Source organism: Henriciella sp. AS95 (assembly GCF_038900055.1).
In the GTDB taxonomy this organism is placed as follows: domain Bacteria; phylum Pseudomonadota; class Alphaproteobacteria; order Caulobacterales; family Hyphomonadaceae; genus Henriciella.
Genome location: NZ_JBBMQM010000001.1, coordinates 567,872 through 591,170, shown reverse-complemented (window position 1 = coordinate 591,170; position 23,299 = coordinate 567,872). Strand labels below are relative to the sequence as shown.

Genomic DNA, 23,299 nt, shown 5'->3' with positions numbered 1-23,299 from the left:
TTTCGGGGCGATTTAAGCGTCATGAGCGCTGAGCTTTATCATAATCGCGTGCTGGAACTGGCCGCCAATATCCCGCATGTCGGGGCCCTTGAGGGTGCAGACGCATCCGTCGAGAAGGTCTCGCGCGTCTGCGGCTCTGTCGTACGTGTCGATATTGCGCTCAGCGAAGATGGCGAAACGGTCGAGGCCGTGGCCGTCGATCCGCGCGCCTGCGCGCTCGGCCAGGCCGCAACGGCGATCCTGTCGGAGCACATCGTCGGCGCCCCGGTGTCTGAGGTTTTCGAAGCGCGCGACGCCCTGCGGGCCATGCTGAAAGACGGCGCAGAGCCACCCACAGGCCGGTTTGCAGAGCTTCGCCACCTTCAGGGCGTTGCCGATTATCCGCCGCGCCACACCTCCACAATGCTTGCTTTCGAAGCGGCCTGCGAGGCCATCGAGACCGCGCGAACTAATCGGGCTGCAGCGGCCTGAACGCACCGCTGTAGCCAATTGCCGGCTCGAAGCTCACTTTAGCGCAGCCCTATCGGGTTGTGAGCCGCCCCCCGCGCGTCTAGAACCGCTTTCGTAAGAACAACAACCGGAATCGAAGCGCATGCCCGCCCTTCGCAGAAAAGCTGCCTACGCAGTCCTTAAAGGATACAAGATGACGCTGTCCCCGGCCTTTCAGGTCTTTGGGGCCAAGTGTCGTCATGTCCCGACCTGCAGCGAGTATTGCGCCGAGTGTGTGTCCCGTCATGGTCTGTGGACCGGCGGCTGGATGACGCTCGCCCGGCTGTCGCGATGCCGCCCCGGCGGCTCGCGTGGCTTCGACCCGGCACCAATGAAAGCAGAACCTTCACCCTTCTGGGCTCCATGGAGAGCCGGAGATTGGGCGAGGGGAGAACGAAAATTCCCGGATGCCCATGAGAGCGGCCGCCCCTCAGACTGAATTTGAAAAGCAAGATTTATGATTAATGTAACGCTTCCCGATGGATCGGTGCGACAATATGAAGACGGCGCCAGCCCGGCTGATGTCGCCATGTCCATCTCACCAGGCCTCCACAAGGCCGCGCTTGCGGCAAAAGTGAATGGCGAAATGTATGACCTCAATCGACCGCTCGAAGGCGACGCGAATATCGCCATCGTAACGGCGCGCGACGCTGAAGGCCTCGAGCTCATCCGCCATGATGCCGCCCACGTGCTCGCCCAGGCCGTCCAGGAGCTTTATCCTGATGCACAGGTCACGATCGGCCCCGTCATCGATGACGGCTTCTATTACGACTTTGCGCGCGAGGAGAATTTCTCGACGGAAGACTTCGAAAAGATCGAAGCCAAGATGCGCGAGATTGTCGACAAGGACTATCCGATTATCCGTGAGGTCTGGTCCAAGGATGATGCGATTGAGATGTTCAAGAAGATCGGCGAGGACTATAAGGCGCAGATCATCGACGACATCATCCCGCCGGGCGAACCGATCACGGTCTATAAGCAGGGCGACTGGTTCGATCTCTGCCGCGGCCCGCACCTGCCCTCGACGGGCAAGCTGCCCAAGGCGTTCAAGCTGATGAAGCTCGCTGGGGCCTATTGGCGCGGCGATTCCAAGAACGAGATGCTGCAGCGCATGTACGGCACGGCCTGGGCCAATGAGAAGGACCTCAAGGCCCATCTCGTGCGGATCGAGGAAGCTGAAAAGCGTGACCACAGAAAGCTCGGCCGTGAGCTTGATCTCTTCCACCTGCAGCCTGAAGCGCAGGGCTCGGTGTTCTGGCACGCCAAAGGCTACATGATCTGGCGCCAGCTGGAGGCCTATATCCGCCGCCAGCAGGATGAGGATGGCTATGTCGAGGTGAAGACGCCGCAATTGCTGGATTCTGTCTTCTGGCAGCGCTCCGGCCACTGGGACAAGTTCCGTGAGAACATGTTCGTCGTGCCCGACGAAGTGCCATCGACGGAAGATGAAGGCCCCGTGCTGTCAGGCGACGCGGAACTGATGGCGCTGAAGCCGATGAACTGCCCGGCGCACGTGCAAATCTTCAAGCATGATCAGCGCTCTTATCGCGACCTGCCCATCCGCATGGCCGAATTTGGCTGCTGTCACCGCAACGAGGCTCACGGCGCCCTGCACGGCCTGATGCGGGTTCGCCAGATGACGCAGGATGACGCGCATATTTTCTGCCGTGAAGACCAGATTGGCGACGAGACGCTGCGGTTCCTGAAGCTGTTCGAACGCGTCTATGGCGATTTCGGCCTGTCTGAGATTTCCTACAAGCTCGCCACGCGTCCTGAAGTTCGCGGCGGCACCGATGAGAACTGGGACCGGGCCGAGAAGGCGCTGGCCGATGCGCTCACCGAGGCCGGACTTGAGTTCGAATACGCCGAAGGCGAAGGCGCGTTCTATGGGCCAAAGCTCGAATTCCACCTGACGGATGCGATTGGCCGGACGTGGCAATGCGGCACGTTCCAGCTGGATTACGTCCTGCCGGAGCGCCTCGACGCAGAGTATACTGGGTCTGATGGCGGCAAGCACCGCCCGGTCATGTTGCACCGCGCCGTCTATGGCACGTTCGAGCGCTTCATGGGCATCCTGATCGAAAACTATGCCGGTGCCTTCCCGATGTGGCTGTCGCCGGTACAGGTGGTTGTTGCAACAATCACGTCCGAGGCCGATGCCTATGCGGAGAAAGCCGCTGAGGCGCTGCGCAAGGCAGGGCTTCGGGTCGAAGTCGATCTTCGAAATGAGAAGATCAACTACAAGGTCCGCGAGCACTCGCTACAGAAAGTCCCGATCATTGCCGTCGTGGGCGAACGTGAAGCGGCCGAAGGCACGCTTGCCCTTCGCCGGTTCGGATCGAAAGGACAGGAAATTCTTGGCCTTGAAGAAACGGCGCAAAAGCTGTCGGATGAGGCAACACCTCCTGATCTGAAGCGCGCGAAGGCTTAAGCCAGGCATGACCATACCCCGCGGTATCAGCTACGCTGTCGTGCTGGCCGCGGCGTTTATCCTCTGGACCCCTGTGGCCCTGGCGGGCACGCAGGGGTTCTCGGCCCTGCTGGGCCTTGCGGCGATCCCCGCCGTACTCTTCGCGCCGCTCAAGAAGGTCAACAAGATCACAATCGCCGTCGCTCTGATCGCGCTCTGGGCGACAGTGTCGAGTGCGTGGTCGGAGGAAAGCTCTGCAATTGTCGGCGGCACGCTGACAAAAGGGACATTCAACATCGGCGCGGCAGCAATCCGTATCGCGCTGACGGCGCTGGCGGGCGTCCTCGTCATCTCGGCAGCGCTTCGCATCAAGCCGTCGGGCGACCGCATCGCCCTTTTTGTGATGCTCGGGTGCCTCATCATCCACGCCGCCTGGACGCTCGCCATGGCTTTTGCGCCGGACTGGATTCTCAGCCTTTATGCGCCGTTCAGCGATGTCGAGAAGGAAGCGCCCCAGAACATGCTGCGCAGTACGAATGCCTTCCTGCTCGGCCTGCCCATACTGCTTGGTGCGGTGTGTGCGCTGCCGGACAAGGTGCATCTGCCCAGCATTGTCGCCATTCTTCTGGCCTCCGTCATCGTCTTTGTCATGATCGGGTCTGATGTCGCCTGGATTGGAGTCGTGCTTGTTGCCGTCGCGATCGGCCTGGTGATCGTCGCTGCTCGAACCGGTTTCAAAGTCCTCTTCGCTTCTATTTCGGCCTTCATATTTCTCTCGCCGCTAGTGCTCGGCGTCGGGGGCGCAGCCATCTCGAATGCGGGCGTTCCATTGCCGTCTTCAGTCCAGTCTCGCGTCTGGGCGTGGCAGCTCACGACAGAAAAGATTGCCGAACGACCGATCACCGGCCACGGGATCGAAGCGTCCAAGGAATGGCGCGAAACCTTCGGCGACCGCCCCGTCCTCTTGAAACAGATGGTGGCGCGAACCGGCATCGATGACGGTCGCTGGAGTGTCTATCGCATCCTGCCGGGCCACCCGCACAATATGGGCCTTCAGATCTGGGCCGAGACAGGCCTCATCGGGGTGATGCTCAGCATTGGCCTGCTCCTTCTCATCGGCTGGAGCTTGCCAGCACCCGCGTCTATGCCCCTTTCGAGCCGCATAGCCACCGCGTCTCTCACGGCTGCGTCCTTCGCCTTGTTCAGCCTGTCCTACAGCGTGTGGAACGAAGCGTTCTGGGCGACAGTTGTTCTGGCTGCAGCGGGTGTCATCCTGTTGCACAAGCGTGTTGGCGAGCCATGAGCGGCCCTTTCACCACGGCAATCGTCGTCTCTTATAGGACCGGTCCGCGCCTGCACGAATGCCTTTACGCGCTCGCCTATGATCCTGCTGTTTCGAAACTCATCGTGGTCGACAACGGAAACCCGGAAGACGAAACAGCATGGCTGCGCGCCTTTGCCGAAAAGCGTGACCACGTCACTTTAGTTGAGCCTGGCGCAAATCTTGGCTTCGGCGCCGGCGTGAACCTCGCCGCAAGAGACGCGCTGGAGGGAGACCTTCTGATCATCAATCCCGATGCCGTGTTAAAGCGCGGCTCGATTGAGGCGATGCGCACAGCCGCAAAGGGGCTCGACCAGCCGTGGATCATTGGCGGAAAGATCTTCGATGAGCGCGGCACGGAGCTTCGCGGCCCGCGAAGGCGGAAGCTGACCCTGTTTCGCGCGATGACGCGCTATATCGGCTGGAACACCTGGACGCTGGAGCACACTGCGCCGCCTGATGGTCCGGTACCGATGGACGTGGTTTCAGGCGCGCTGATGTTCATCAGCAAATCCGGCTTCGACCAGCTCAACGGTTTCGATGAAGACTATTTCCTGCATGTCGAGGATGTTGATATCTGCCGCAGGGCCTGGGACGCCGGAGGCTGCGTCAGATACTGCCCAACGGCTGGCGCGCTCCATTATGGCAGCACGTCGGAAGCGCCATCAAAAACCGTGGCGAGGCACAAAGCGAACAGCCTTATCCTTTATTTTCGCAAATTCGCGTCAAACCCATTCGAGAAGGTGCTGATCAACCTGCTCGCCCCGGTGATCCGCATGGGCGCGCAGGCACGGACAAAAGACTAGACCTCAGGGCTGGAAGTCCGAGGTAATTGGCGGCGGACCATCAATGGCTTGAGGCGGATCGGCCTTTATCACGATACTGGACACGCGCGGCGCAAATTCCTGCCAGTCATATTCGGTCAGCTTGAAGGCCCAGCCTTCCGCCCGATCATTGATCGTCTGGGCCCGCCGGGCCGCGTCGCCCGCCTCTACAGCCCGCAGGGTCACCCAATACCCATCGGGCTCCTTCCAGGCGCGCAGATCGATTTCGAGGCCGTCATAGGTCTCGGTAATGTGGCGCGCCACGGCCCGGCTTGTGAGGTCGGCTTCGGGTTTGACATCAATCGGTGACAGACGGGAAATCGCCAGCGCCGTCGTCGACGCAGCAAGGCGGCTGCGCAACCGGTCATGCTGATGCGGCGGTGCTGGCGTGAAGCTGCGTGGGCCACCGCCCGGCTCCCGGGTCAGGTACATGGACCGACCCCGCGCATCGGTGAGCCGCACCGCAGAAATCGCGCTCTCTTCAACATCAACAATGTCGAGGTCGAGCCAGGCCTGGCGGGTATAGAGAGGCGGCAATTCACCGTCTGCGCGGAAAGCAACCGTCTCGGCGGCATCGCGCGCATAGAGCCGGTCGCCGCGCCGGCCTGTAATCATTTCCGCCGTCAGGGCGCCATTCGTCGCGAAAACCTGCACCAGTACGCCATTGCCGCCTTCGCGCGGGTCGCCAAGACCAAGCCGCTCCATACGTTCTGGATTGTCTGTGCGCCGTTCGCCCCAGCTCAGCGTTTCAAGCCCCTCAGCGAGCGTATTCAGCCGGTCCGTGCGCACGGGGTATCCGCCGGTTTCCGCCATCACCCAATCATTGCCGCGCCGCTCCAGCGTGTAGCTTTCATCAGCCATAGTGACCTTGATGGATCCGGTATCACCGCGCACAGCCGAGAAGTTCTTCAGGACCGGGTCGCCCGTGCGCGGGCTGATATCATTCGTACTTGGCGCAAACAGGCTCATCAGGATCAGCCCCACCCAAAGCGTCGCGGCGACGATGGACAAGCGCTGGATGGTAACCCGGCGACGTTTATCGAGAGCGAGGCTCATGCGCGCGCTCCCGGGCGGCGGCGCCACCATACGAACAGGCCGATCGCACCGATAATGATGGGGCCACCAAAGATGTTGATAAATTTCAGCCAGGATTCGAGGCCGTCAATCTCGCGCCGGAAATCTCTTTCGATGGACCGGAGCCGTGAGCGCGTCTCCACAATATCCTCACGTAGCTGCGTCAGCTCAGCGCGCTCCTCATCATTGAGGTTCGCTTTCAGGTCGCCTTCAAAAAAGCCATCGGTTGAGCCGACCTGCTGAAGCTCCTGCAGGCGAGCCTGCGATTGCTCGAGACTGCTTTCAAGACGGGCCTGCTCGTCGAAGAACCGTTCCTGGGCGGCATCGCGCATCGCCTCGACACGGGTCATCGGACGACGACTGGAGGCACGGGCACGCAGGCTGAGCAGGTTTGCGTCGCCAGACAGCACATCCAGCGCATTCATCAGGAAATTGCCATTGTCAGCAAAGGCCGTGGAATTTTCGAGGTTCACATAAAGGCCGTCATCGACCATGTCTGCGTCAGACACGATCAGGATTTCCGCATCGCGTTCGCTGGTCGAAATGTGCGGCGGAGATTTTTCCGCCTCCGCGCGCGCCAGTTCCGCGAGGACAGCGTCATCTGGCATATCCGGCGTTGGCGCGCCGTCCGGGAAGGCTGATACCAGCGCGCCATGCAGGCGGATCGCCAGAGGCTGAGCGGTGTCCTGGGCCTCATACAGCTCGAGCGTGTCCTGCGCGGAGAGTTCGGTCACGGCGCGGTCTGCCGGGATCCAGGAGGGCGCCGGCCCGGTTCTCACCAGCACTTCAGTCTCGAACGGCGACTCCTCGTCCAGAATCAGCGCGCCGGGGGCACCGAAATTGACGGTCCGGCCAAGGTCTGCGGTGATCAGACTGTCATGCGACATCAGTGCTGGCGGGGCGGCGAGATAAAGAGGGTGGCGCAGAACGGTCGTACGTCCTTCACCGGCTTCCGCCTGGATTGGCAGGGCCGTTTCCGTATCGGCCAGCGCGTCATCCGACAGCGTCACGCCCCAGACATCGCCGAAACGGCCGAGGTCCGACCGGATCTGGCGTTCCCCCATGCCCGCAAAAGCGCTGCCTTGCGATGTTTTCGCAGCCGGATCGACCAGGATAATGGCGCGCCCCTGACGCAGGATGAACTGGTCGACCAGCCAGGCCTGCCAGTCATTCAGGACGGGGGGATGCACCATGACCAGCACATCCATATCCTCTGGAAGCGAGAAGAAATCCTCATTGATCTCTTTCAGCGTGAAGCTCTTGGCAATTTCCTGAAGGAAGGTGTAGCCGCTGTCGCGCCCGTCCCCGCTCATCCCCTGAAGCGTGGACAAAACGCCAACGGTCGGGGGTTCTGGTCGATCCAGGCGGGCAATGAGACGGGTGAGGTCGTATTCGAGGGTCTCTTCCTGCTCCGGCGCGAGGAACGGAATCACCCTTTCATCATCAACCGTATTGCCGCCGATCAGGCCGAAATAAAGCGGATCACTCCCATCCGTGTCGACCGCGACGATGCCGGCCGCAAGGGCTTCGTCTTCGGCTTCGGAGAAGGGCTCAGGGTCAATCTCACGAATGCGCAGGTCCGGGCCAGCAACCGCTTTATAGGCGTCGAGCAGTTCGCGAATCCGGGTCGCATAGGCCCGCACTGCAGGGTATTCCTGCCCGGTGCGGCGCGTATAGACGAAGGTGAGGTCAACCGGCTCATCGATGCTGCGCAGGACATTCTTCGTGCCATCGGAGAGCGTGTAGAGCTTTTGCTCCGTAAAGTCGGCGCGCGCACCGCGCATCACCGGCTGCAGGATCAGGACCACCGCGACAAAAATCGCAACAATCAGGGCCGTGGCGGCAGGCTGAAAGGCTCTTGGGGTCATCGCGCCGCACTCCTGCGCTGCGAAACCCAGATCACGTTGAGCGCCAGCCACAGGGCGACAAACCCGATAAAGAAGAGAAAGGAGCGGAACTCCAGCACACCGCGCTCGGCGGTTTCAAAGTGCGTAAGGAAGGAGAACTGCGCAACGAGATCGCCAACCGCCGCGCCCAGCATGCCTGCCACCGCCCCGGTCACCATTGGCCAGCCGGCTGCTGTAAAGGCGAAGGCGATGACCACACCGATGATGTAGGCCAGCACCTGGCTGTTCACGAGCGCTGAAACCGCCGCCCCAATCGAGAGATAGGCGCCCGCCATCACGAGGCTCATCATATAGGTGAGCATGATGGAGGCGTTGTCGGGGCTGCCGAGATAGTTGACCGTGATCCACATCGGAAAGGTGAATACGAGGCTGAGCGCGGCCACGGTCCAGGCTGCCAGCAGCTTGCCCGTCGCCAGTCCGGTAATAGTCATGGGCAGGGACAGAAGAAGTTCTGCGGTTCCGTCCGCGCCCTCATCTGCCCAGAGACGCATGGAAAGCGCCGGCAGGAAGATCATGAACAGCCACGGGTGCCAGTAGAAGAAGGGCGATAGATCAGCTGCCCCGGTGTCGAAGAATCGCGAGGCTTCCCAGGTGAAGAAACCGAGCATCATCAGGAAAATGGCGATGAACACATAAGCGAGCGGCGTCGCGAAATACGCCCGCAGCTCGCGCAGATAGCTTGCCCGCAAACCGGTCAGTGTGTCCTCAAGCCAGACCTTCATGCCGCTTCGCTCTCGCTGGCTTCTGTGAGTTTGATGAAGGTCTCCTCAAGCCCGCCGGGGTTTTGCTCCGCCAGGCTTGCCGGTGTGCCATCAGCAACGATGCGGCCGCGGTCGATCACGATCACGCGGTTACACATGGCCGGAACTTCCTCGAGCGTGTGCGTAGAGATGAGAATGGCTTTTTCAGGGGCCATGCGCGCGATGAGGGCCCGGACAGCCCGCTTCTGGATCGGGTCGAGACCATCGGTTGGCTCGTCGAGAACAAGCACGTCCGGGTCATGCAACAGGGCACCGGCCAGACCAACGCGGCGGCGATAGCCCTTTGACAGATTACCGATTCGGCGGTCCGCGACAGTCGCGATCCGGGCATCAGCGATCACCCGGTCGATGCCGGCATCGCGCTCAGCCTTTGAAAGGTGATGCGCCGCTGCCATGAATTTCAGGAATTCGACCGGGGTCATGTCCTTGTAGAGCGGTGCGCCTTCCGGGAGATATCCCAGATGTCGCTGGGCTTCACGGCGGCTGGAGATGACGGAACTGCCGGAGATCAGAACGTCGCCCTTGTCTGGCTCGATCACGCCGGCGACCATGCGCATTGTCGTCGACTTGCCGGCGCCGTTCGGGCCCAGAAAGCCCAATACCTCGCCCTTTTTCAGCGTGAAGCTCACCGCATCAACGGCTTTGTGGTCGCCAAATGACTTCGCGAGCTGCTTCAATTCGAGCATGTGCCGGACCCGTTGCCTGTCGCAAAAAGCCTACCTAGCGGCCACGTCTTGGGCTGACCAGAGGCAGGATGAGCAAATCGGCGGCAATCGCGCCCATGTGAATGAAAATTCACCAAAAGCGGTCGCTTCAATTCTGGAAAATCTGGAAAAGGGAAGATGAAGTCGGGTGGAGGCTATGCAAGTGCCCCGGGGGGCTGGGGGGGCTGATGGGTCCGGGAAACTCGCTGGACACCTTCACCCGACAATTGCAGACTGACCGTAATCGGCGGCGCTCGCAAGGCGAGATTGCGGCTAAATCCTGTCAGACGCATTAAATATGCGTCATGTGAATCAGCGGGGGGAGAACGGTCGAAAAACCCATGTCCAGTATTACATCGCTGCAACGTCATCCTCAACCAAACATCGCCTTTCATCGCACCGAGATGAGTAGCATTTTGAATGTTTACGGGAAAATGGTGATGGCCGGCCAGGCCCGCGATTACGGCATCGGCATGTTTCCAGACCATGCCGTGTTCGCAATCTACAGGCGGCATGCCGAAGCACCCACCTGGCGCATCGAAAAAATTCCGGCGCTTCGAAACCAGCAGGGCAGCTATGTCGTCTATGGTAGCCAGAATCAGGTGCTCAAGCGAGGGCACAATATTTCGCAGGTTCTGAAAGTCTTCGAAACGCGAAAGTTCGAGGTCATCAGCTCAAGCTGATTTCCTATTTGCGCAGCACTTTCTGGATCATCCCGAGCAGGCCGGTAAATTTCAGCCCGCCTTCACTGATGACCAGCGCCATACAGACACCATCATCGTCGGCGACGGGCTGGTGCGTGTCGGTCGGGCTCTGAGTGCAGATATCACCCGGTCCATAGGTGCCAGCGTGATCGGTAAATCCGCCCTGCACGACCAGCGTGTATTCGTCGCCGCGGTGTGAGTGTTGCGGCACCCCTGCGCCAGGCTGGATACGGTAGAGATGAGCCTGCACAAAGGCATTGCCTGAGAGATCCAGCCGACTGACACCGCGCGTCATCTTGTTCCAGCCGCCATCCGAACAGGCCTCGATCGCGCGGGCGCGCAAGGGCTCTGGGAGCGCCAGTAATTCATTGATGCCTTCACCGGCCTTTTTTGCGGCGCTCACGGCCGCAGCCTCATCCGCCTCGATGGCCTCAACCGCCTTTAATGCGCGCTCGAACGCGTTGGGCGCGAGCAGGACCTTGTCCTCGCGCTCCAGCATGCTGCCAGCAATGGCCTCGCTTGTCGCAACGTCCTCAGCGATATCAGCCCGGATCGCCGCCTGCGTTTCGACCATCAGCGCAAACGCCGGGCTCAGACGACCGGCGGCATAGGCGCTGTAAAGCTCCGACATGGAATTGGGATCGTTAGGCGACACTAGATTCTGCTACTTTCTTGCTCGATCACGAAAAGTTGAACCATGACGGATATTGAGCGCAGACAGAATTCGTCAAGGCAGCGCCCCCTTCGAATGCAAGCGGCATGCCCTATTCGCCCGAAAGTTTGCCGCGCAGGCGCTCGAATGCCAGACGGATGCGCGACTTCACCGTCCCGAGCGGAAGATTGTAGGTCGCGGCAATTTCCGAATGCGACAGTCCCTCATAAAAAGAGGCCTTAAGAAGTTCGAGCTGCTCGGCAGGCAGTGTTTTCAGCTGTTCGCGGACGCGGGCCTCGACCTGAGCGCGCGAGACCGTCTCATCGGGCTGCTGTTCAGCAGCCGGCTGCAGCATCGGCTCATCTGGGGAGAGATCGGGTCGGGTGACCTGACGGTGGATATCGATCTGCCGGTTACGGGCGATGCGGAAAATCCATGTCGAAACAGAGGCTTGCTTCTCATCGAACTGGCCAGCCTTGCGCCAGACTGTGAGCATGACGTCCTGCACGATTTCTTCGGCCTGCGCGTCATCTGCGCCCATACGTTTCAGATAGGATTTGAGGCGAGGCCCGAAATATTCGAAGAGCGTTCCGAAGGAAGCGCGGCACTTGTCATCGGCAATGCGTTGCATGCACGCCGCGTGGACGGCGCGTTCACCATTTCCACTCGCCTTAGGCGTGACAGACACTGCATAACCCAAATCGTCCACTCACTCGTATTAAATGCATTTCCCTAAACTTTTGCAACCAACAGCACCATGATCAGTTCCCTGCAGCCGACAATTCAGCTGCCAAACTTCGGCCTTAACTTTCCTGCAGTTTTACTGAGGTAGACCTTACAAACTGATTTCATAGCTCATCCCCATATGCTCACCAGATTTTCTCTTGCGACTCTCTTCTTTACGACTGCCGCGCTCACCGTCGCGCATGCGGCGCCGACGGCGGTTGGCCGCTATAAGGACTGGACGGTGTTCACTGAAACGGTGAATGGCGAAACGCTTTGCTATGCCGCCACCGAAGCGACCGACAAGGCGCCGCGATCGGCCGACCATGGCGATGTCTGGTTCTTCGTCTCCAACTGGAGGTCCGGAAAGGCCCGCAGCCAGCCAAGTCTCAAAGTGGGTTACGAACTCCGTGCCGACCTGCCGGGCCGTGCCTCGATCGGCCGCTCAGGCTGGACCCTTTACGGCGTCGGGCGCGAAGCGTTTGCGCAGGACCGTGACGATTCCAAGATCGTCTCGGCCCTGAAGAAAGGCAGCGAACTTCGTGTCGAAGCGGTGTCCGCGCGTGACACCAAAGTGTCCTACCACTTTTCCCTCTCAGGCTCTGCGGCAGCCATCGACAAGGCCTCTTCGGCCTGCCGCTAGGCTGAACTCCGGGTTCGCGGCTTGTCCACAAGTGTGCTAAAGGCGCCGCATCATGAAGATCGAACTCGACCTCTCGCGCCGCGCTGACGGCCAGACATCCGCGCCCAGATCGCTGGCAGGCCTGTCCGTGCCTGCCCTGAAGGCAGAGATGGAAGCGCTCGGTCTCGATCCAAAAAAGGCAGGCATGCGCGCCAAGCAGCTGCGCCGCTGGATCCATCATTTCGGCGTGCAGGACTTTGCCGGCATGACCGACATCGCCAAGGAGCTGCGCGCAGACCTCGCGGAAAAGTATATCCTCACCCGGCCTGAAATTGCCGAACACAAGGTCTCTGTCGATGGCACCCAGAAATGGCTGACACGCTTCCAGCCAGGCGTCGAAGGCGAAAGCGTCTACATTCCTGATGTCGGCAAGTCCGGCGCGCTTTGCGTCTCGAGCCAGGTCGGCTGCACGCTGAACTGCACCTTCTGCCACACCGGCACGCAGAAGCTCGTTCGCAATCTGACCGCGCAGGAAATCGTTGCGCAGATCCTGATCGCACGCGACCAGCTGGAAGAGTGGCCATCGTCCATGGAGAACCGCAAGCTCACCAATATCGTCTTCATGGGCATGGGTGAGCCTCTATATAATCTCGATAATGTGGCAGAAGCCATCGACACGATTTCCGACGGCGACGGCATCGCGCTCGGCCGCCGCCGGATCACGGTGTCGACCGCTGGTGTCGCCCCGAAAATTCCGGAACTGGGAGAGCGCACCGGCGCCATGCTGGCCATCTCGCTGCATGCTGTGCGTGATGATCTTCGCAATGAGATCGTCCCGATCAATCGCAAATACGATCTTCAGACCCTGTTCGAAGCGATCCGCGCATATCCCGACCTCGGCAATTCCAAGCGTGTGACATTCGAGTACGTCATGCTGAAGGGCGTGAACGATTCGATGGCCGAAGCCCGCGATCTTGTGAAACTGCTGCGCGGTGTCCCGGCGAAGATCAACCTGATCCCGTTCAATCCATGGCCCGGCAGCCCTTATGAATGCTCGGACTGGGAAACCATCGAGAATTTCGCAGAGATCGTGAACCGGGCCGGTTACGCCTCGCCGATCCGTACGCCGCGTGGCCGCGATATCTTCGCCGCCTGCGGACAGCTGCGCTCTGAAAGCGTCAAGAAGTCAGCCGCCGAAAAGCGCCGCGAAGCGCTCGAAACCCAACAAGCCGAAGCCTAGGCCGTTCGCGGCGATCCCATATCGACGGGGCGCTCATAGAGGCCTGTGACGAGGTTGCGCACAAACGTAATGTGGCTGCGCAGGTGATAGACTTCCTCGGTGTAGGAGAGCGGAACGTCGAGTTCGCCGACCTCCTTCTGCAGACCTGAAAGCTCATCAAGCACCTTGCCGCGCTCTTCGTCATTCTCGGCCTGACGCCCTCTCGATTCGAGTTCGCGAAGGTCTGAATACCAGACATAGATCTTGCGGCGCACCCGCCAGCGATACAGCGGCGGTGCCATGCGCACGAGCGGAATGAGAAGCGTGATCAACGGGATCAGAAAGACCCACGCCCGGTCCAGGAAGTTGGCGACCTGGAAGGAGAAATAATTGCGCAGGAAGGACGGCCCGTTCTTCCAGTACCGTTCAGCCTCGCTGGACAGCGGCAGATCGATAAGGTCCTGATCAGGAAAAGCACCGCCCTGCGCAAAGGCCGAGTTTCCAGAATGAATTTGCTCGGACGCTTCCAGAAGCAGAGACTGGATGGCCGGATGCAGCTCCTTGTCGACGGCCAGCTGCGCGACAGATGCGATGAGCGGAATGTCCTGCGCCGGGATGTCGTTCTGCAGGTCGAGAATGCCCTGATAAAGCGTCACTTCATCGAGCGCGGCGGTGCGGCGGGCCAGGGCCGGTGCGCGATCAAAGGGAAGCAGGCTGATCCCCGGCGTTTCGAGTAGGTCGGTGATATAGGGCGCACTGATAGAAGCGGAAAACGCAGCCGCATCGAGATCGCCAGCCTTCAGCGCCGCAGCGGCGGCAAGGCCGCTCTCTGTGCGCCGGGCGCTCTCCGACCATTCGCCTTCCCAGTCATCCTGCAGCTCTATGGCAAGCGCGCGCGTTCCAGATCCTTCTGCGCCAATCGAAAGGCGGACAGACCGAAGGTCACCAAAGTCCTCAGCGCCCGTATCCGCGCGCACGAACACCCAGAACGGCTCATGAAACATCCCGGCAAGCGAGCGCAGCTCCTCGCGCGCGTCTTCGCCTGCAAGCCCACCCTGTATAAAGGCGATATCGGCCTTGCCGGCCATCAGGAGTTCAAGGTTCTCGACCGAGCCTCTTGTTTCCAGCACTTCGACATCAACATCGTTTTCCGCAAGCGCTGCTGCGTATTGCTGGGCGAGCGAATAATACGCGCCGCTAGACCCGCCTGACGCAAATGTGACCTTCGATGGCGGCGCAGGATCGATCAGCGACAAGGCCAACCAGATGCTCGCTATGACAAGCAAGGCCAGAGGCGCGTAGACCTTCAATGCATCTTTCATCCGCTTTTCCACTGCGTCGTCCACCCACTGCGCGGTACTTAGCCTGCTCTTGCGCGCCACGTCGAGTGGCATTCGAAGCCTTCCACCCAATCGGCATGCATGTTGAATCAATTGCAGAGACTTAACGGCTAATAGAGTCGTTTTCTGCTATAAGTGTGCCTATGTATGGTGGGTAAGACCACCCAAGAACCGACGGATACAAACATGAATATGCGTAATCTCGCAGTATGGGGCCTTATCGCAGCGCTCGTCGTCGCCATGATGATCGCCATGCAAAGCTCTTCTGTAGCGGTTGGCTCCGAGAAGGTTCCGATCTCGGAACTGCGTCAGATGGCCAGCCAGGGTCAACTTGAGAAAGTGACGGTCACCAATGATCGCGTCACCGCCACGACCAATTCTGGCGAGACTTATTACGCCGAAAAGCTGCCAACCAATATCGAGGTCTCGACCTGGTTCGCTGACCAGGGCGTGCAGGTCACCGAAGATGCCGAAACCGGCTTCAGCCTTGGCGGTCTTCTTCTGAACCTTCTTCCGCTGGTCCTGATCCTCGGCCTGTTCCTGTTCCTGATGCGTCAGATGCAGGGCGGCGGCGGTGGACGCGGCGCGATGAGCTTCGGCAAATCCCGCGCCCGCATGCTGACCGAAAAGTCCGGCCGCGTGACATTTGATGATGTCGCGGGTGTCGATGAAGCCAAGGAAGAGCTTCAGGAAGTCGTGGAGTTCCTTCGCGACCCTGCCCGTTTCCAGCGTCTCGGCGGCAAGATCCCGAAAGGCGCTTTGCTGGTCGGCCCTCCGGGCACCGGTAAAACGCTGCTCGCCCGGGCTGTGGCCGGCGAAGCTGGCGTTCCCTTCTTCACGATTTCCGGTTCGGACTTTGTCGAAATGTTCGTCGGTGTCGGCGCAAGCCGTGTCCGCGACATGTTCGAGCAGGCCAAGCGCAATGCTCCCTGCATTATCTTCATCGACGAGATCGATGCCGTTGGCCGGTCCCGCGGTGCCGGTATCGGCGGCGGAAATGATGAGCGCGAGCAGACGCTGAACCAGCTTCTGGTCGAGATGGATGGCTTTGAAGCCAATGACGGCATCATCATCATCGCCGCGACCAACCGTCCCGACGTGCTCGACCCGGCACTGCTGCGCCCCGGCCGTTTCGACCGTCAGGTGACTGTCAGCAATCCGGACATTCTCGGGCGCGAGCGCATCCTCAAAGTGCATATGCGTAACGTGCCGCTGGCCAAGGACGTCGTGTCGAAAGTCATTGCGCGGGGTACGCCAGGCTTCTCCGGCGCCGACCTTGCCAACCTCGTCAACGAGGCCGCTCTGCTGGCGGCAAGGCGTGGGAAGCGCGTTGTCTCCATGGCCGAGTTCGAAGATGCCAAGGACAAGGTGCTGATGGGGCCGGAACGGCGCTCCATGGTCATGTCCGACAAGGAAAAGCGCCTCACCGCCTATCACGAAGCCGGTCACGCCCTTGTGGGCATCCGGATGCCTGGCACCGACCCGGTCCACAAGGCGACCATTATTCCGCGCGGTCGTGCCCTCGGCATGGTCATGCAGCTGCCGGAAGACGACAAGCTCTCCCAGACGCGGCTTGAGATGACCTCCAGGCTCGCTGTCCTGATGGGCGGTCGCGTCGCAGAGGAACTGGCATTCGGTGAAGAGAACGTCACCTCCGGCGCATCATCCGATATCCAGCATGCGACCCGGATTGCCCGGGCCATGGTGACCAGTTTTGGCCTCTCCGATGTCATCGGGCCTGTCGACTATTCCGACAATTCGGACCCGTACACACGGCCGACCCATGTTTCGGAGGAAACCTCCCGGAAGATCGAGGCCGAGGTGCGTGCCCTTGTCCAGAAGGGCATGGATGAAGCCCGCCGGATCCTGACCGATCACCGCGACGAATGGACGACCATCGCTGAGGGCCTGCTCGAATATGAGACGCTGTCTGGCCAGGAGATCACTGATCTCATCAACGGCAAGCCGCCGACCCGTCCGGAAGAGCCCGATGAGCCACAGGGCCCTGCCTCGGCTGTGCCGGTTACCGGCAAGCGCCGTAACAAGGGCCGCGACGGAGAACCGGGCGGCGAACCGGAACCGGCCTGATTATCAAAAAATATAATTGCCTTGGGGCGCAGTCTGCATAGGCTGCGCCCCATGTTTTTCAGACTCTCTGCCATCGCGCTCGCCATGACTGTTTCCGCCTGCGACCGGACAACGCCCGCGGACCTCTCCGCTGACGAGTTTCTCGCCAATGTCCAACCCTATTGCGGCCAGTCCTATCAGGGCACGATCACCAGTGATGACCCGCAGGATGAAGACTGGCGCGGGGAAACCATCATCGCCGATTTCGAAACCTGTACAGAAACCGGGCTTCGCATCCCGCTCCATGTCGGAGACGATCATTCGCGCACCTGGCTTGTGGCGCTGAACGATGATGGCCGTCTCGCCCTGAGGCACCAGCACAATCATGAGGATGGATCGCCCGACGCCCTATCCCTTTATGGCGGCAAGTCGTCTGGGGCATCGAATGCGACACGGCAGGTCTTTCCCGCCGACCGCAAGACAATGGACCTCTTTGACGCTGAGGATATTCCAGAGTCGAAGCACAATATCTGGACCATGGAAATCGACCCGGAAGACGATATTTTCGTGTATGACCTGCATCGCCCCGAACGTCATTTCCGCGTGGAGTTTGATCTCTCGGCGCCTGTAGAATCGCCCGGAAAGCCCTGGTGAGCCGTCCAGTGCTGTCGCCGCTTTTGCCGGCGCGATGAGTGCTCTATCTGTCTTGCATGGAAGACACTGAAGACAAGCAGGGCCGCGTGCTCGTAATCGCCGGCTCAGACTCCGGCGGCGGGGCTGGCATTCAGGCCGATATCAAGGCCATCATGGCGATGGGCGGCTATGCGATGACAGCCATTACGGCCATCACCGTCCAGGACACAAAAGGCGTCCACGATGTCCACCCGGTCCCGCTCAAGACGGTCCGGGACCAGATGCTGGTCTGCCTGAACGACATTGGCGCCGACGCGATCAAGACCGGCATGCTGGGAACAGCTGACCTCGTCGAAACCATTGCCGAAACGCTGGAAGAGCGCGCAAAGGACGCGCCGCGCATTATTGATCCGGTCATGGTTGCGTCATCGGGCGACCAGCTGATCAGCCAGAAAGCGGTCGGCGCGCTCACTTCTCTTCTCTTGCCAGGCGCTCATTTGCTGACGCCGAACGCGCCTGAAGCTGAAGTGCTGACCGGCAAGTCTGTCGACGGCATCAACGGCCAGCGCCGCGCCGCCGAAGCGCTTCTGAAACGCGGCGCAAAGGGTGTTCTGGTCAAGGGCGGGCACATCCCGGGGCGCGTGATCACGGATGTCCTCCAGACCGAACATGGCGAGTGGATGTTTGAAAGCCAGCGCATTGAGACGAGCTCCACCCACGGCACGGGCTGCACGCTGGCGAGCGCCATCTCTGCTCTGGTCGCGAAAGGCACGCCCATCCAGGACGCCGTGGAGCAGGCGCGCGATTATCTCCACAAGGCCATAGAAACCGCCAAGGGCTTCGGCCATGGCCACGGCCCCATCAATCACGGCTGGGCGCTGGATGACAACGAAGACGGGTGACGTCGTGGGCGTCTGCATCTTCAGCTGACGCTCCACCTTTAAGACCCGACCTAAACCACAGCTTAGATTCTCTGGTTTGTCTCCGCTGAGGCAGTCGATAGGATGATCTGCCCACGTCCGGAGACGCACCATGACCACCCTGCCCTTCTATCAGATCGACGCTTTCGCCACGCGCACCTTCGAGGGCAACCAGGCCTGCGTCATGCCGATGGACGAATTCCTGCCCGACGCGCAACTTCTTGCAATCGCCGCCGAAAACAATGTGGCGGAGACAGCCTTCATCGTTCCGAAGGGTGATGGCGTCTGGGCGCTGCGCTGGTTCACACCGACCATTGAAGTGCCGCTCTGCGGACACGCAACGCTCGCCGCGGCGCACGTCCTGTTCAGCCATATGGGTTTTGACGGCCGGGAGATCGGTTTCGACACGGTGAAGTCCGGCCGTCTCACCGTGAAGAAGGCCGCCGGTGGGCGCTACGAAATGGACTTTCCAGCCCCAGACGTGCGCAAGATGGACATTACCGATGATGTCGCCGCCGCGCTCGGCGCATGGCCGCTCGAGGCTTGGGGCGGCCCGTTCTATGCCTGCGTCTTCGCGAGCGCCGACGATATCGTGCAGCTTCAGCCCGACCTTGACCTCATCAGGAAGCTCGGCGTGATGCAGGATGTTGATCGCGGCAATCTCGGCTGCCTCGCCGTTCAGGGCGACGGTATCGATGTCGTGAGCCGCTTCTTTGCGCCCGCCAGCGGCATCCCGGAAGATCCCGCCACGGGCAGCTGGCACTGCATGATCGCCGCCATTCTCGGCCCCCGCTTCAAACGCCCGCTCGACTGCTATCAGGCCTATCCCGGCCGCGGCGGCCAGATCGGGATTGAGCTCATCGGCGACCGCGTGAAACTGCGCGGAAAAGCTGTGACGGTGATCGAGGGCACCTTCTCTCTTTAAGGCAAGCGTTTCGACTTCTGGCAACGGTAATGGCCGCCGCGCGTTGATGGGTTGAAGGTCCGAGGCCCATGCTCCTGAAATCGCGGTACATCCATTATTATGTCATCGCGTCCTGTCTGGTCGCGGGCGCCATCGATCTGACCATGGCCATTGCCATGAACCGCCAGAGCCTTCTCACCTCCACCATCAGCGACCTTGCTGCGGGCGATTTTGCCTCCGCGCAGGATATCGGCCTCATTCTGGTCGCCATCGCCATTGCGTTGACCGGTCTTATTGTCTGGCGGACAGGCGACCAAGGCTGGCCGAGCGGCATTGCGGCGGTTCTGTTCGGCCTGACCGGACCCCTTATCATCCTTATCTCGCTCTACGAGGCCTATTCAAAGACCAGCCCCGAAAACCCGGTCATTCATTATTATGCTGTCGCCGCGATCGGTATCTTCCTGGCCGTAGCCCTCGCCATTCTGGCTATTGTGCGAGGTGGCGGCCGCCCACTCTTTCGATATGGCACGCTGCTCGCGGCGCTGATTTACCTGCTAGCCGGTGCGGCGACTTTCGGTGTGTCGAATGATATCATCGGCCTTGTCGAACGCCTTGCAGCGATCGGCCTGCTGGTCTGGCTGCTCAGCTTCCATATTGGCCACCTGGTTGAAGACGAGTAGACGTCGATCCGCCTAGAAAGGCCGGTCTCCATTCACCGTCACCCGCCGCATATGTCGGCGATGGCCCTGATAATCGTTGAGCGCAAAGTGCCAGGTCGAGCGGTTGTCCCAGAAGGCGACCGAGCCAGCCTCCCAGCGGAAGCGGCAGGTGAAGGGCTCCTGACGGCAATGTTCGAACAGATAGTTCAGCAATGGCCGGCTCTCGCGCCGCGTCCACCCTTTGAAACGCATGGTGAAGGCAGGGTTCACATAGAGCCCTTTACGCCCTGTTTCAGGATGTGTGCGCACGACAGGGTGCTCGAACTCCGGCGCATCTGGCGCAGCTTGCGTGTCCATGCTCTTGCGCCCCAGCGCCGACTGGCCTTTCGGGCCATATTCGCCCTTGGCCGAGTGGATCGCCGTAAGGCTGGCCAATGTCTCTTTCAGCCCATCCGACAGCGCATCATAAGCCGCATGCTGGTTCGCCCAGAGCGTGTCACCGCCAAAGGGCGGGACTTCAATCGCGTGCAGGATCGAGCCGAGCGCTGGCTCTTCGAGGAAGGACATGTCGGTGTGCCAGCCGCCGCCGAAATTGGTTGTCTCGTCCGGCTCCTTGATGATTTCGAGGATTTCCGGATGGCCGTCCATGCCTTTGACATAAGGGTGCACATTCAGCGTCCCGAACCGGCGACCAAACGCCTTGTGCTTCTCGGGGCTCAGATCGTGCTGGTCGCGAAAGAAGATCACGTGATGATCGAGAAAGGCCTGATGCACCGTGTCGAATGCTTCGTTTGACAGGTCATCGGAAAGGTCGATGCCTTCGATTTCAGCACCGAGCGCACCTGCGATCGGACGTACATTTATTTCTGTCATGGCTCCTCCCGGACGGCCGTCTTGAACGCGGCCATTGCCGGGACTGTAAACCGTTGCGGTTTACCTTGGAAGGTCAGTATCGGCGCTTCATCCGGCCGCTTCGCTGCGACAGCCAGACCCCAGCCAGAATCAGCACAAAGGCCAGCAGCGCGTTCCAGTTCTGCGTCTCCCGGAAGAAAACGTAACCAAGGATCACGGTCATGATCGGAATGACATAGCCAGTCAGCGAGATGAAAGTCGCACTGGTTCTCGACACAAGCTCCATCAGAACGACGCCCGCAAACGCCGTCGGAACCAGCCCCAGGGCGAGCACAGCCGACACGTTTGAAGCGTTGAAAGTCACCTCATCCCAATCGGTGAAGAACAGCATCGGCATGACCACGACCGATGCCACCGTCAGAAAGCCGGCTGGCATCACAGCCGGGGCAAGCTTTGGTGCGCCGCGCGCGATGATGCTGTTGACGGCGTAGCAAAGCGCCCCGCCGAGAACGAGCAGCTGTGCAATCAGATTGGCGTTGCCAATACCCTTGATCGCGTCGGGCCCAAGCAGCACAGCCACGCCGATGAAGCCGACAATCAGGCCGATCACCTTGTTGACGGTCATCCTGTCGTCCTTGAACCGGAAATGCGCCATACCCGCCACGAAGAGAGGCGCGCCCGCGATGAGCAGGGACGCCGTGGACGCATTGATCGTCTTCTGGCCAAGCGTAATCAGATAGAAGGGCACGGCCGTCCCGATCACGCCAAGACCGATGATGGAAAGCCAGGACGCCGTCGCCGACAATGGCGGCAGGCGCTCGCCCCGCATCAGCATCACCGCCCACATGCAGATCGCCCCGACAATCAGCCGGCTGGGAATAATGACGCTGGCCGGCAGATCCTGGACGGCGACCTTCGTCATGAGGAAAGCGCTCGCCCAACATCCCGACAATAGCAGGAACATGGACCAGTCCGTCATGGATCTCTGCGGTGTCATTGAAACGGGTGGCTCCTGCGGGACTGACAGATGCGATTTGCACTCATCGCGACAGTGGGCAACCCCTGCCCTCACGCAGCTGTCATAAATCTCCCCCTATCAACGCCGTTTGAAATCTGCCATAGAGGCGGCGGGCCAGCCTTCCCCAACGAGGGCCAGCCTATCTGTAAGGATAGGAGTAAAACAGATGACGATTCCCGCTAAGCCGGACGTGCGCCCTGCATGCCCGCATTTCTCTTCCGGTCCGACCGCAAAGCGTCCCGGATTTTCGCTCTCACAACTCGAAACGACCGCCTTTGGCCGCTCGCACCGCGCGAAAGATGCCAAGGCCAAGCTCGCCGAAGCGATTGAGCGCACAAAACAGATATTGAACCTGCCTGAAGGCTACCGCGTCGGTATCGTACCGGCCTCGGACACCGGCGCCGTCGAAATGTGCATGTGGTCCATGCTCGGCGCGAAGCCGGTCGACATCTTTGCCTGGGAAAGCTTCGGCAAGGACTGGGTCACCGACGCGCAGAAACAGCTGAAGCTCGACGATTGCGAAGTCTATGTCGGCGATTATGGCGTCCTGCCACCGTTCGAAAAGGCGCGCGACGATGCCGACATCGTCTTCACCTGGAACGGCACCACATCGGGCGTTCGCGTGGATGACCATAGCTGGATCAAGCCAAATGCGGACCGTGTCGTGATCTGCGATGCGACCTCGGCCGTTTTCGCGCAGGACATCCCGTTCGAGAAGCTCGATGTCATCACCTATAGCTGGCAGAAAGTGCTCGGCGGGGAAGCGGCCCATGGCATGCTGATCCTCAGCCCGAACGCCGTCAAACGCCTCGAAAGCTACACACCCGATCGCCCGCTGCCGAAACTCTTCCGCATGACGAAGGGCGGCAAGCTGAATGAAGGCATCTTCGAGGGCGCGACGATCAACACCCCGTCCATGCTCTGCGTTGAGGACTACCTGAAAGCCCTCGACTGGGCCGAAAGCGAAGGCGGACCAGCAGGCCTCAAGGCGCGCTCCGACAAGAGCCTCAAAACCCTAGAGGACTGGGTCGCGAAGACCGACTGGATCGACTTCCTCTGCGCTGACGCGGACACCCGCTCGAACACAGGCGTGACCTTCAAGATCGCCGATGCGCGCGTTGCAAAGCTCGCCAATGATGAGCAGGAAGCCTTCGTCAAGAAGCTCGTTACCCTGCTCGAGAAGGAAGGCGTGGCCTACGATTTCAACTCCTATCGCGACGCGCCTCCCGGCCTTCGCATCTGGGTTGGATCGACGGTTGAGCCTTCCGATGTCGAGAAGCTGACGCCGTGGCTCGACTGGGCCTTCGCAACCGTCGCCGAAGAGCTTCAGAACGCCTGATTTCCCCCTCCGCCTGCTTGCGCAGGCACCTCCCCCGTAAACGGGGGAGGATCAGGGCCCCGCTTCAATCCTTCATCCTCCCCCGCTTGCGGGGGAGGTGGCCCGAAGGGCCGGAGGGGGCCAGCCGGACCAACCATTTTCCAGACTGGAACAAAAC

The 23,299-nt window shown here is 60.5% G+C and carries 23 protein-coding genes; 14 read left to right on the top strand and 9 right to left on the bottom strand.

The window, feature by feature from the left end; all coding sequences use genetic code 11:
• Window positions 1-21 precede the first annotated feature (21 nt).
• The 5 genes from WNY37_RS03080 to WNY37_RS03060 all read left to right on the top strand — a co-directional run bounded on the left by WNY37_RS03080 (window position 22) and on the right by WNY37_RS03060 (window position 5,026).
• Window positions 22-471, top strand: coding sequence for an iron-sulfur cluster assembly scaffold protein (locus tag WNY37_RS03080; protein ID WP_342971993.1), 450 nt, complete (start codon window positions 22-24; stop codon window positions 469-471).
• A 121-nt stretch (window positions 472-592) separates the two neighbouring features.
• Entirely contained in the window at window positions 593-928 is a 336-nt protein-coding gene (gene yidD, locus WNY37_RS03075; protein WP_342971992.1) for a membrane protein insertion efficiency factor YidD, read from the top strand.
• An 18-nt stretch (window positions 929-946) separates the two neighbouring features.
• A complete protein-coding gene (gene thrS, locus WNY37_RS03070) occupies window positions 947-2,920 on the top strand; it encodes a threonine--tRNA ligase (protein WP_342971991.1) in 1,974 nt (657 codons plus the stop codon).
• Between the two features lie 7 nt (window positions 2,921-2,927).
• On the top strand, window positions 2,928-4,202 hold the full coding sequence (locus tag WNY37_RS03065) for an O-antigen ligase family protein (RefSeq protein ID WP_342971990.1): 1,275 nt from the start codon (window positions 2,928-2,930) through the stop codon (window positions 4,200-4,202).
• Window positions 4,199-5,026, top strand: coding sequence for a glycosyltransferase family 2 protein (locus WNY37_RS03060; protein WP_342971989.1), 828 nt, complete (start codon window positions 4,199-4,201; stop codon window positions 5,024-5,026). The genes WNY37_RS03065 and WNY37_RS03060 overlap by 4 nt, the downstream gene beginning before the upstream one ends.
• A 3-nt stretch (window positions 5,027-5,029) precedes the next feature.
• Here the strand turns inward: WNY37_RS03060 and WNY37_RS03055 are convergent, their stop codons facing one another.
• The 4 genes from WNY37_RS03055 to WNY37_RS03040 are packed head-to-tail and all read right to left on the bottom strand — an operon-like array spanning window position 5,030 to window position 9,472.
• Window positions 5,030-6,100, bottom strand: a complete 1,071-nt coding sequence (locus WNY37_RS03055) for a DUF4340 domain-containing protein (RefSeq protein WP_342971988.1) — start codon at window positions 6,098-6,100, stop codon at window positions 5,030-5,032.
• Window positions 6,097-7,986: a Gldg family protein gene (locus WNY37_RS03050; protein ID WP_342971987.1), complete on the bottom strand. Its 1,890-nt coding sequence runs from the start codon at window positions 7,984-7,986 to the stop codon at window positions 6,097-6,099. The genes WNY37_RS03055 and WNY37_RS03050 overlap by 4 nt, the downstream gene beginning before the upstream one ends.
• Window positions 7,983-8,747 carry an ABC transporter permease subunit gene (locus WNY37_RS03045; protein WP_342971986.1) on the bottom strand — a complete coding sequence of 255 codons (765 nt, stop codon included), beginning with the start codon at window positions 8,745-8,747 and terminating at the stop codon, window positions 7,983-7,985. Before WNY37_RS03045 ends, WNY37_RS03050 begins: the two co-directional genes overlap by 4 nt.
• Complete coding sequence (locus tag WNY37_RS03040) at window positions 8,744-9,472, bottom strand: ABC transporter ATP-binding protein (RefSeq protein ID WP_342971985.1); 729 nt, start codon at window positions 9,470-9,472, stop codon at window positions 8,744-8,746. Before WNY37_RS03040 ends, WNY37_RS03045 begins: the two co-directional genes overlap by 4 nt.
• A gap of 359 nt (window positions 9,473-9,831) precedes the next feature.
• On the opposite strand from WNY37_RS03040, the gene WNY37_RS03035 reads away from it, so the two are divergent.
• A complete protein-coding gene (locus WNY37_RS03035; protein WP_342971984.1) occupies window positions 9,832-10,173 on the top strand; it encodes a DUF2794 domain-containing protein in 342 nt (113 codons plus the stop codon).
• Between the two features lie 4 nt (window positions 10,174-10,177).
• On the opposite strand, the gene WNY37_RS03030 is transcribed toward WNY37_RS03035, so the two are convergent.
• Both WNY37_RS03030 and WNY37_RS03025 read right to left on the bottom strand, forming a co-directional pair.
• Window positions 10,178-10,849, bottom strand: a complete 672-nt coding sequence (locus WNY37_RS03030; protein WP_342971983.1) for a cupin domain-containing protein — start codon at window positions 10,847-10,849, stop codon at window positions 10,178-10,180.
• A gap of 109 nt (window positions 10,850-10,958) precedes the next feature.
• Window positions 10,959-11,534 carry a sigma-70 family RNA polymerase sigma factor gene (locus tag WNY37_RS03025; RefSeq protein ID WP_342971982.1) on the bottom strand — a complete coding sequence of 192 codons (576 nt, stop codon included), beginning with the start codon at window positions 11,532-11,534 and terminating at the stop codon, window positions 10,959-10,961.
• Window positions 11,535-11,711: 177 nt separating this feature from the next.
• Between WNY37_RS03025 and WNY37_RS03020 the strand changes: the two genes are divergently transcribed.
• Window positions 11,712-12,212 (top strand): invasion associated locus B family protein, encoded by a 501-nt coding sequence (locus tag WNY37_RS03020; RefSeq protein ID WP_342971981.1) that lies wholly within the window; start codon window positions 11,712-11,714, stop codon window positions 12,210-12,212.
• A 52-nt stretch (window positions 12,213-12,264) separates the two neighbouring features.
• Window positions 12,265-13,431 (top strand): 23S rRNA (adenine(2503)-C(2))-methyltransferase RlmN, encoded by a 1,167-nt coding sequence (gene rlmN, locus WNY37_RS03015; RefSeq protein WP_342971980.1) that lies wholly within the window; start codon window positions 12,265-12,267, stop codon window positions 13,429-13,431.
• Here the strand turns inward: rlmN and WNY37_RS03010 are convergent.
• The gene (locus WNY37_RS03010; RefSeq protein WP_342971979.1) at window positions 13,428-14,804 is read right to left on the bottom strand and encodes a TAXI family TRAP transporter solute-binding subunit; all 1,377 of its coding nucleotides are present in this window, start codon (window positions 14,802-14,804) and stop codon (window positions 13,428-13,430) included. The genes rlmN and WNY37_RS03010 overlap by 4 nt on opposite strands.
• Before the next feature lie 132 nt (window positions 14,805-14,936).
• On the opposite strand from WNY37_RS03010, the gene ftsH reads away from it, so the two are divergent.
• The 5 genes from ftsH to WNY37_RS02985 all read left to right on the top strand — a co-directional run bounded on the left by ftsH (window position 14,937) and on the right by WNY37_RS02985 (window position 19,954).
• Window positions 14,937-16,838, top strand: a complete 1,902-nt coding sequence (ftsH, locus tag WNY37_RS03005; RefSeq protein ID WP_342971978.1) for an ATP-dependent zinc metalloprotease FtsH — start codon at window positions 14,937-14,939, stop codon at window positions 16,836-16,838.
• 51 nt (window positions 16,839-16,889) lie between these two features.
• Complete coding sequence (locus tag WNY37_RS03000; protein ID WP_342971977.1) at window positions 16,890-17,471, top strand: hypothetical protein; 582 nt, start codon at window positions 16,890-16,892, stop codon at window positions 17,469-17,471.
• A 56-nt stretch (window positions 17,472-17,527) separates the two neighbouring features.
• Window positions 17,528-18,352 carry a bifunctional hydroxymethylpyrimidine kinase/phosphomethylpyrimidine kinase gene (gene thiD / locus WNY37_RS02995; protein ID WP_342974865.1) on the top strand — a complete coding sequence of 275 codons (825 nt, stop codon included), beginning with the start codon at window positions 17,528-17,530 and terminating at the stop codon, window positions 18,350-18,352.
• 130 nt (window positions 18,353-18,482) lie between these two features.
• Window positions 18,483-19,295: a PhzF family phenazine biosynthesis protein gene (locus WNY37_RS02990; protein ID WP_342971976.1), complete on the top strand. Its 813-nt coding sequence runs from the start codon at window positions 18,483-18,485 to the stop codon at window positions 19,293-19,295.
• A 68-nt stretch (window positions 19,296-19,363) separates the two neighbouring features.
• Entirely contained in the window at window positions 19,364-19,954 is a 591-nt protein-coding gene (locus tag WNY37_RS02985) for a DUF998 domain-containing protein (RefSeq protein ID WP_342971975.1), read from the top strand.
• A 12-nt stretch (window positions 19,955-19,966) separates the two neighbouring features.
• Here the strand turns inward: WNY37_RS02985 and WNY37_RS02980 are convergent, their stop codons facing one another.
• Window positions 19,967-20,806, bottom strand: a complete 840-nt coding sequence (locus WNY37_RS02980) for a TauD/TfdA family dioxygenase (RefSeq protein WP_342971974.1) — start codon at window positions 20,804-20,806, stop codon at window positions 19,967-19,969.
• A 73-nt stretch (window positions 20,807-20,879) separates the two neighbouring features.
• A complete protein-coding gene (locus WNY37_RS02975) occupies window positions 20,880-21,782 on the bottom strand; it encodes a DMT family transporter (protein WP_342971973.1) in 903 nt (300 codons plus the stop codon).
• 187 nt (window positions 21,783-21,969) lie between these two features.
• On the opposite strand from WNY37_RS02975, the gene WNY37_RS02970 reads away from it, so the two are divergent.
• Window positions 21,970-23,142 (top strand): phosphoserine transaminase, encoded by a 1,173-nt coding sequence (locus tag WNY37_RS02970; RefSeq protein ID WP_342971972.1) that lies wholly within the window; start codon window positions 21,970-21,972, stop codon window positions 23,140-23,142.
• Window positions 23,143-23,299 lie beyond the last annotated feature (157 nt).

Bases quoted from the DNA above. Each gene is read 5' to 3' on its own strand.
- thiD (WP_342974865.1), top strand. From the start codon at position 17,528: ATGGAAGACACTGAAGACAAGCAGGGCCGCGTGCTCGTAATCGCCGGC.
- thrS (WP_342971991.1), top strand. From the start codon at position 947: ATGATTAATGTAACGCTTCCCGATGGATCGGTGCGACAATATGAAGAC.
- WNY37_RS03050 (WP_342971987.1), bottom strand. From the start codon at position 7,986: ATGACCCCAAGAGCCTTTCAGCCTGCCGCCACGGCCCTGATTGTTGCG.
- WNY37_RS02975 (WP_342971973.1), bottom strand. From the start codon at position 21,782: ATGACACCGCAGAGATCCATGACGGACTGGTCCATGTTCCTGCTATTG.
- WNY37_RS03020 (WP_342971981.1), top strand. From the start codon at position 11,712: ATGCTCACCAGATTTTCTCTTGCGACTCTCTTCTTTACGACTGCCGCG.
- WNY37_RS03065 (WP_342971990.1), top strand. From the start codon at position 2,928: ATGACCATACCCCGCGGTATCAGCTACGCTGTCGTGCTGGCCGCGGCG.
- WNY37_RS02985 (WP_342971975.1), top strand. From the start codon at position 19,364: ATGCTCCTGAAATCGCGGTACATCCATTATTATGTCATCGCGTCCTGT.
- yidD (WP_342971992.1), top strand. From the start codon at position 593: ATGCCCGCCCTTCGCAGAAAAGCTGCCTACGCAGTCCTTAAAGGATAC.
- rlmN (WP_342971980.1), top strand. From the start codon at position 12,265: ATGAAGATCGAACTCGACCTCTCGCGCCGCGCTGACGGCCAGACATCC.
- WNY37_RS02980 (WP_342971974.1), bottom strand. From the start codon at position 20,806: ATGACAGAAATAAATGTACGTCCGATCGCAGGTGCGCTCGGTGCTGAA.
- WNY37_RS02990 (WP_342971976.1), top strand. From the start codon at position 18,483: ATGACCACCCTGCCCTTCTATCAGATCGACGCTTTCGCCACGCGCACC.
- ftsH (WP_342971978.1), top strand. From the start codon at position 14,937: ATGAATATGCGTAATCTCGCAGTATGGGGCCTTATCGCAGCGCTCGTC.
- WNY37_RS03000 (WP_342971977.1), top strand. From the start codon at position 16,890: ATGTTTTTCAGACTCTCTGCCATCGCGCTCGCCATGACTGTTTCCGCC.
- WNY37_RS03040 (WP_342971985.1), bottom strand. From the start codon at position 9,472: ATGCTCGAATTGAAGCAGCTCGCGAAGTCATTTGGCGACCACAAAGCC.
- WNY37_RS03060 (WP_342971989.1), top strand. From the start codon at position 4,199: ATGAGCGGCCCTTTCACCACGGCAATCGTCGTCTCTTATAGGACCGGT.
- WNY37_RS03010 (WP_342971979.1), bottom strand. From the start codon at position 14,804: ATGCCACTCGACGTGGCGCGCAAGAGCAGGCTAAGTACCGCGCAGTGG.
- WNY37_RS03055 (WP_342971988.1), bottom strand. From the start codon at position 6,100: ATGAGCCTCGCTCTCGATAAACGTCGCCGGGTTACCATCCAGCGCTTG.
- WNY37_RS03035 (WP_342971984.1), top strand. From the start codon at position 9,832: ATGTCCAGTATTACATCGCTGCAACGTCATCCTCAACCAAACATCGCC.
- WNY37_RS03045 (WP_342971986.1), bottom strand. From the start codon at position 8,747: ATGAAGGTCTGGCTTGAGGACACACTGACCGGTTTGCGGGCAAGCTAT.
- WNY37_RS02970 (WP_342971972.1), top strand. From the start codon at position 21,970: ATGACGATTCCCGCTAAGCCGGACGTGCGCCCTGCATGCCCGCATTTC.
- WNY37_RS03080 (WP_342971993.1), top strand. From the start codon at position 22: ATGAGCGCTGAGCTTTATCATAATCGCGTGCTGGAACTGGCCGCCAAT.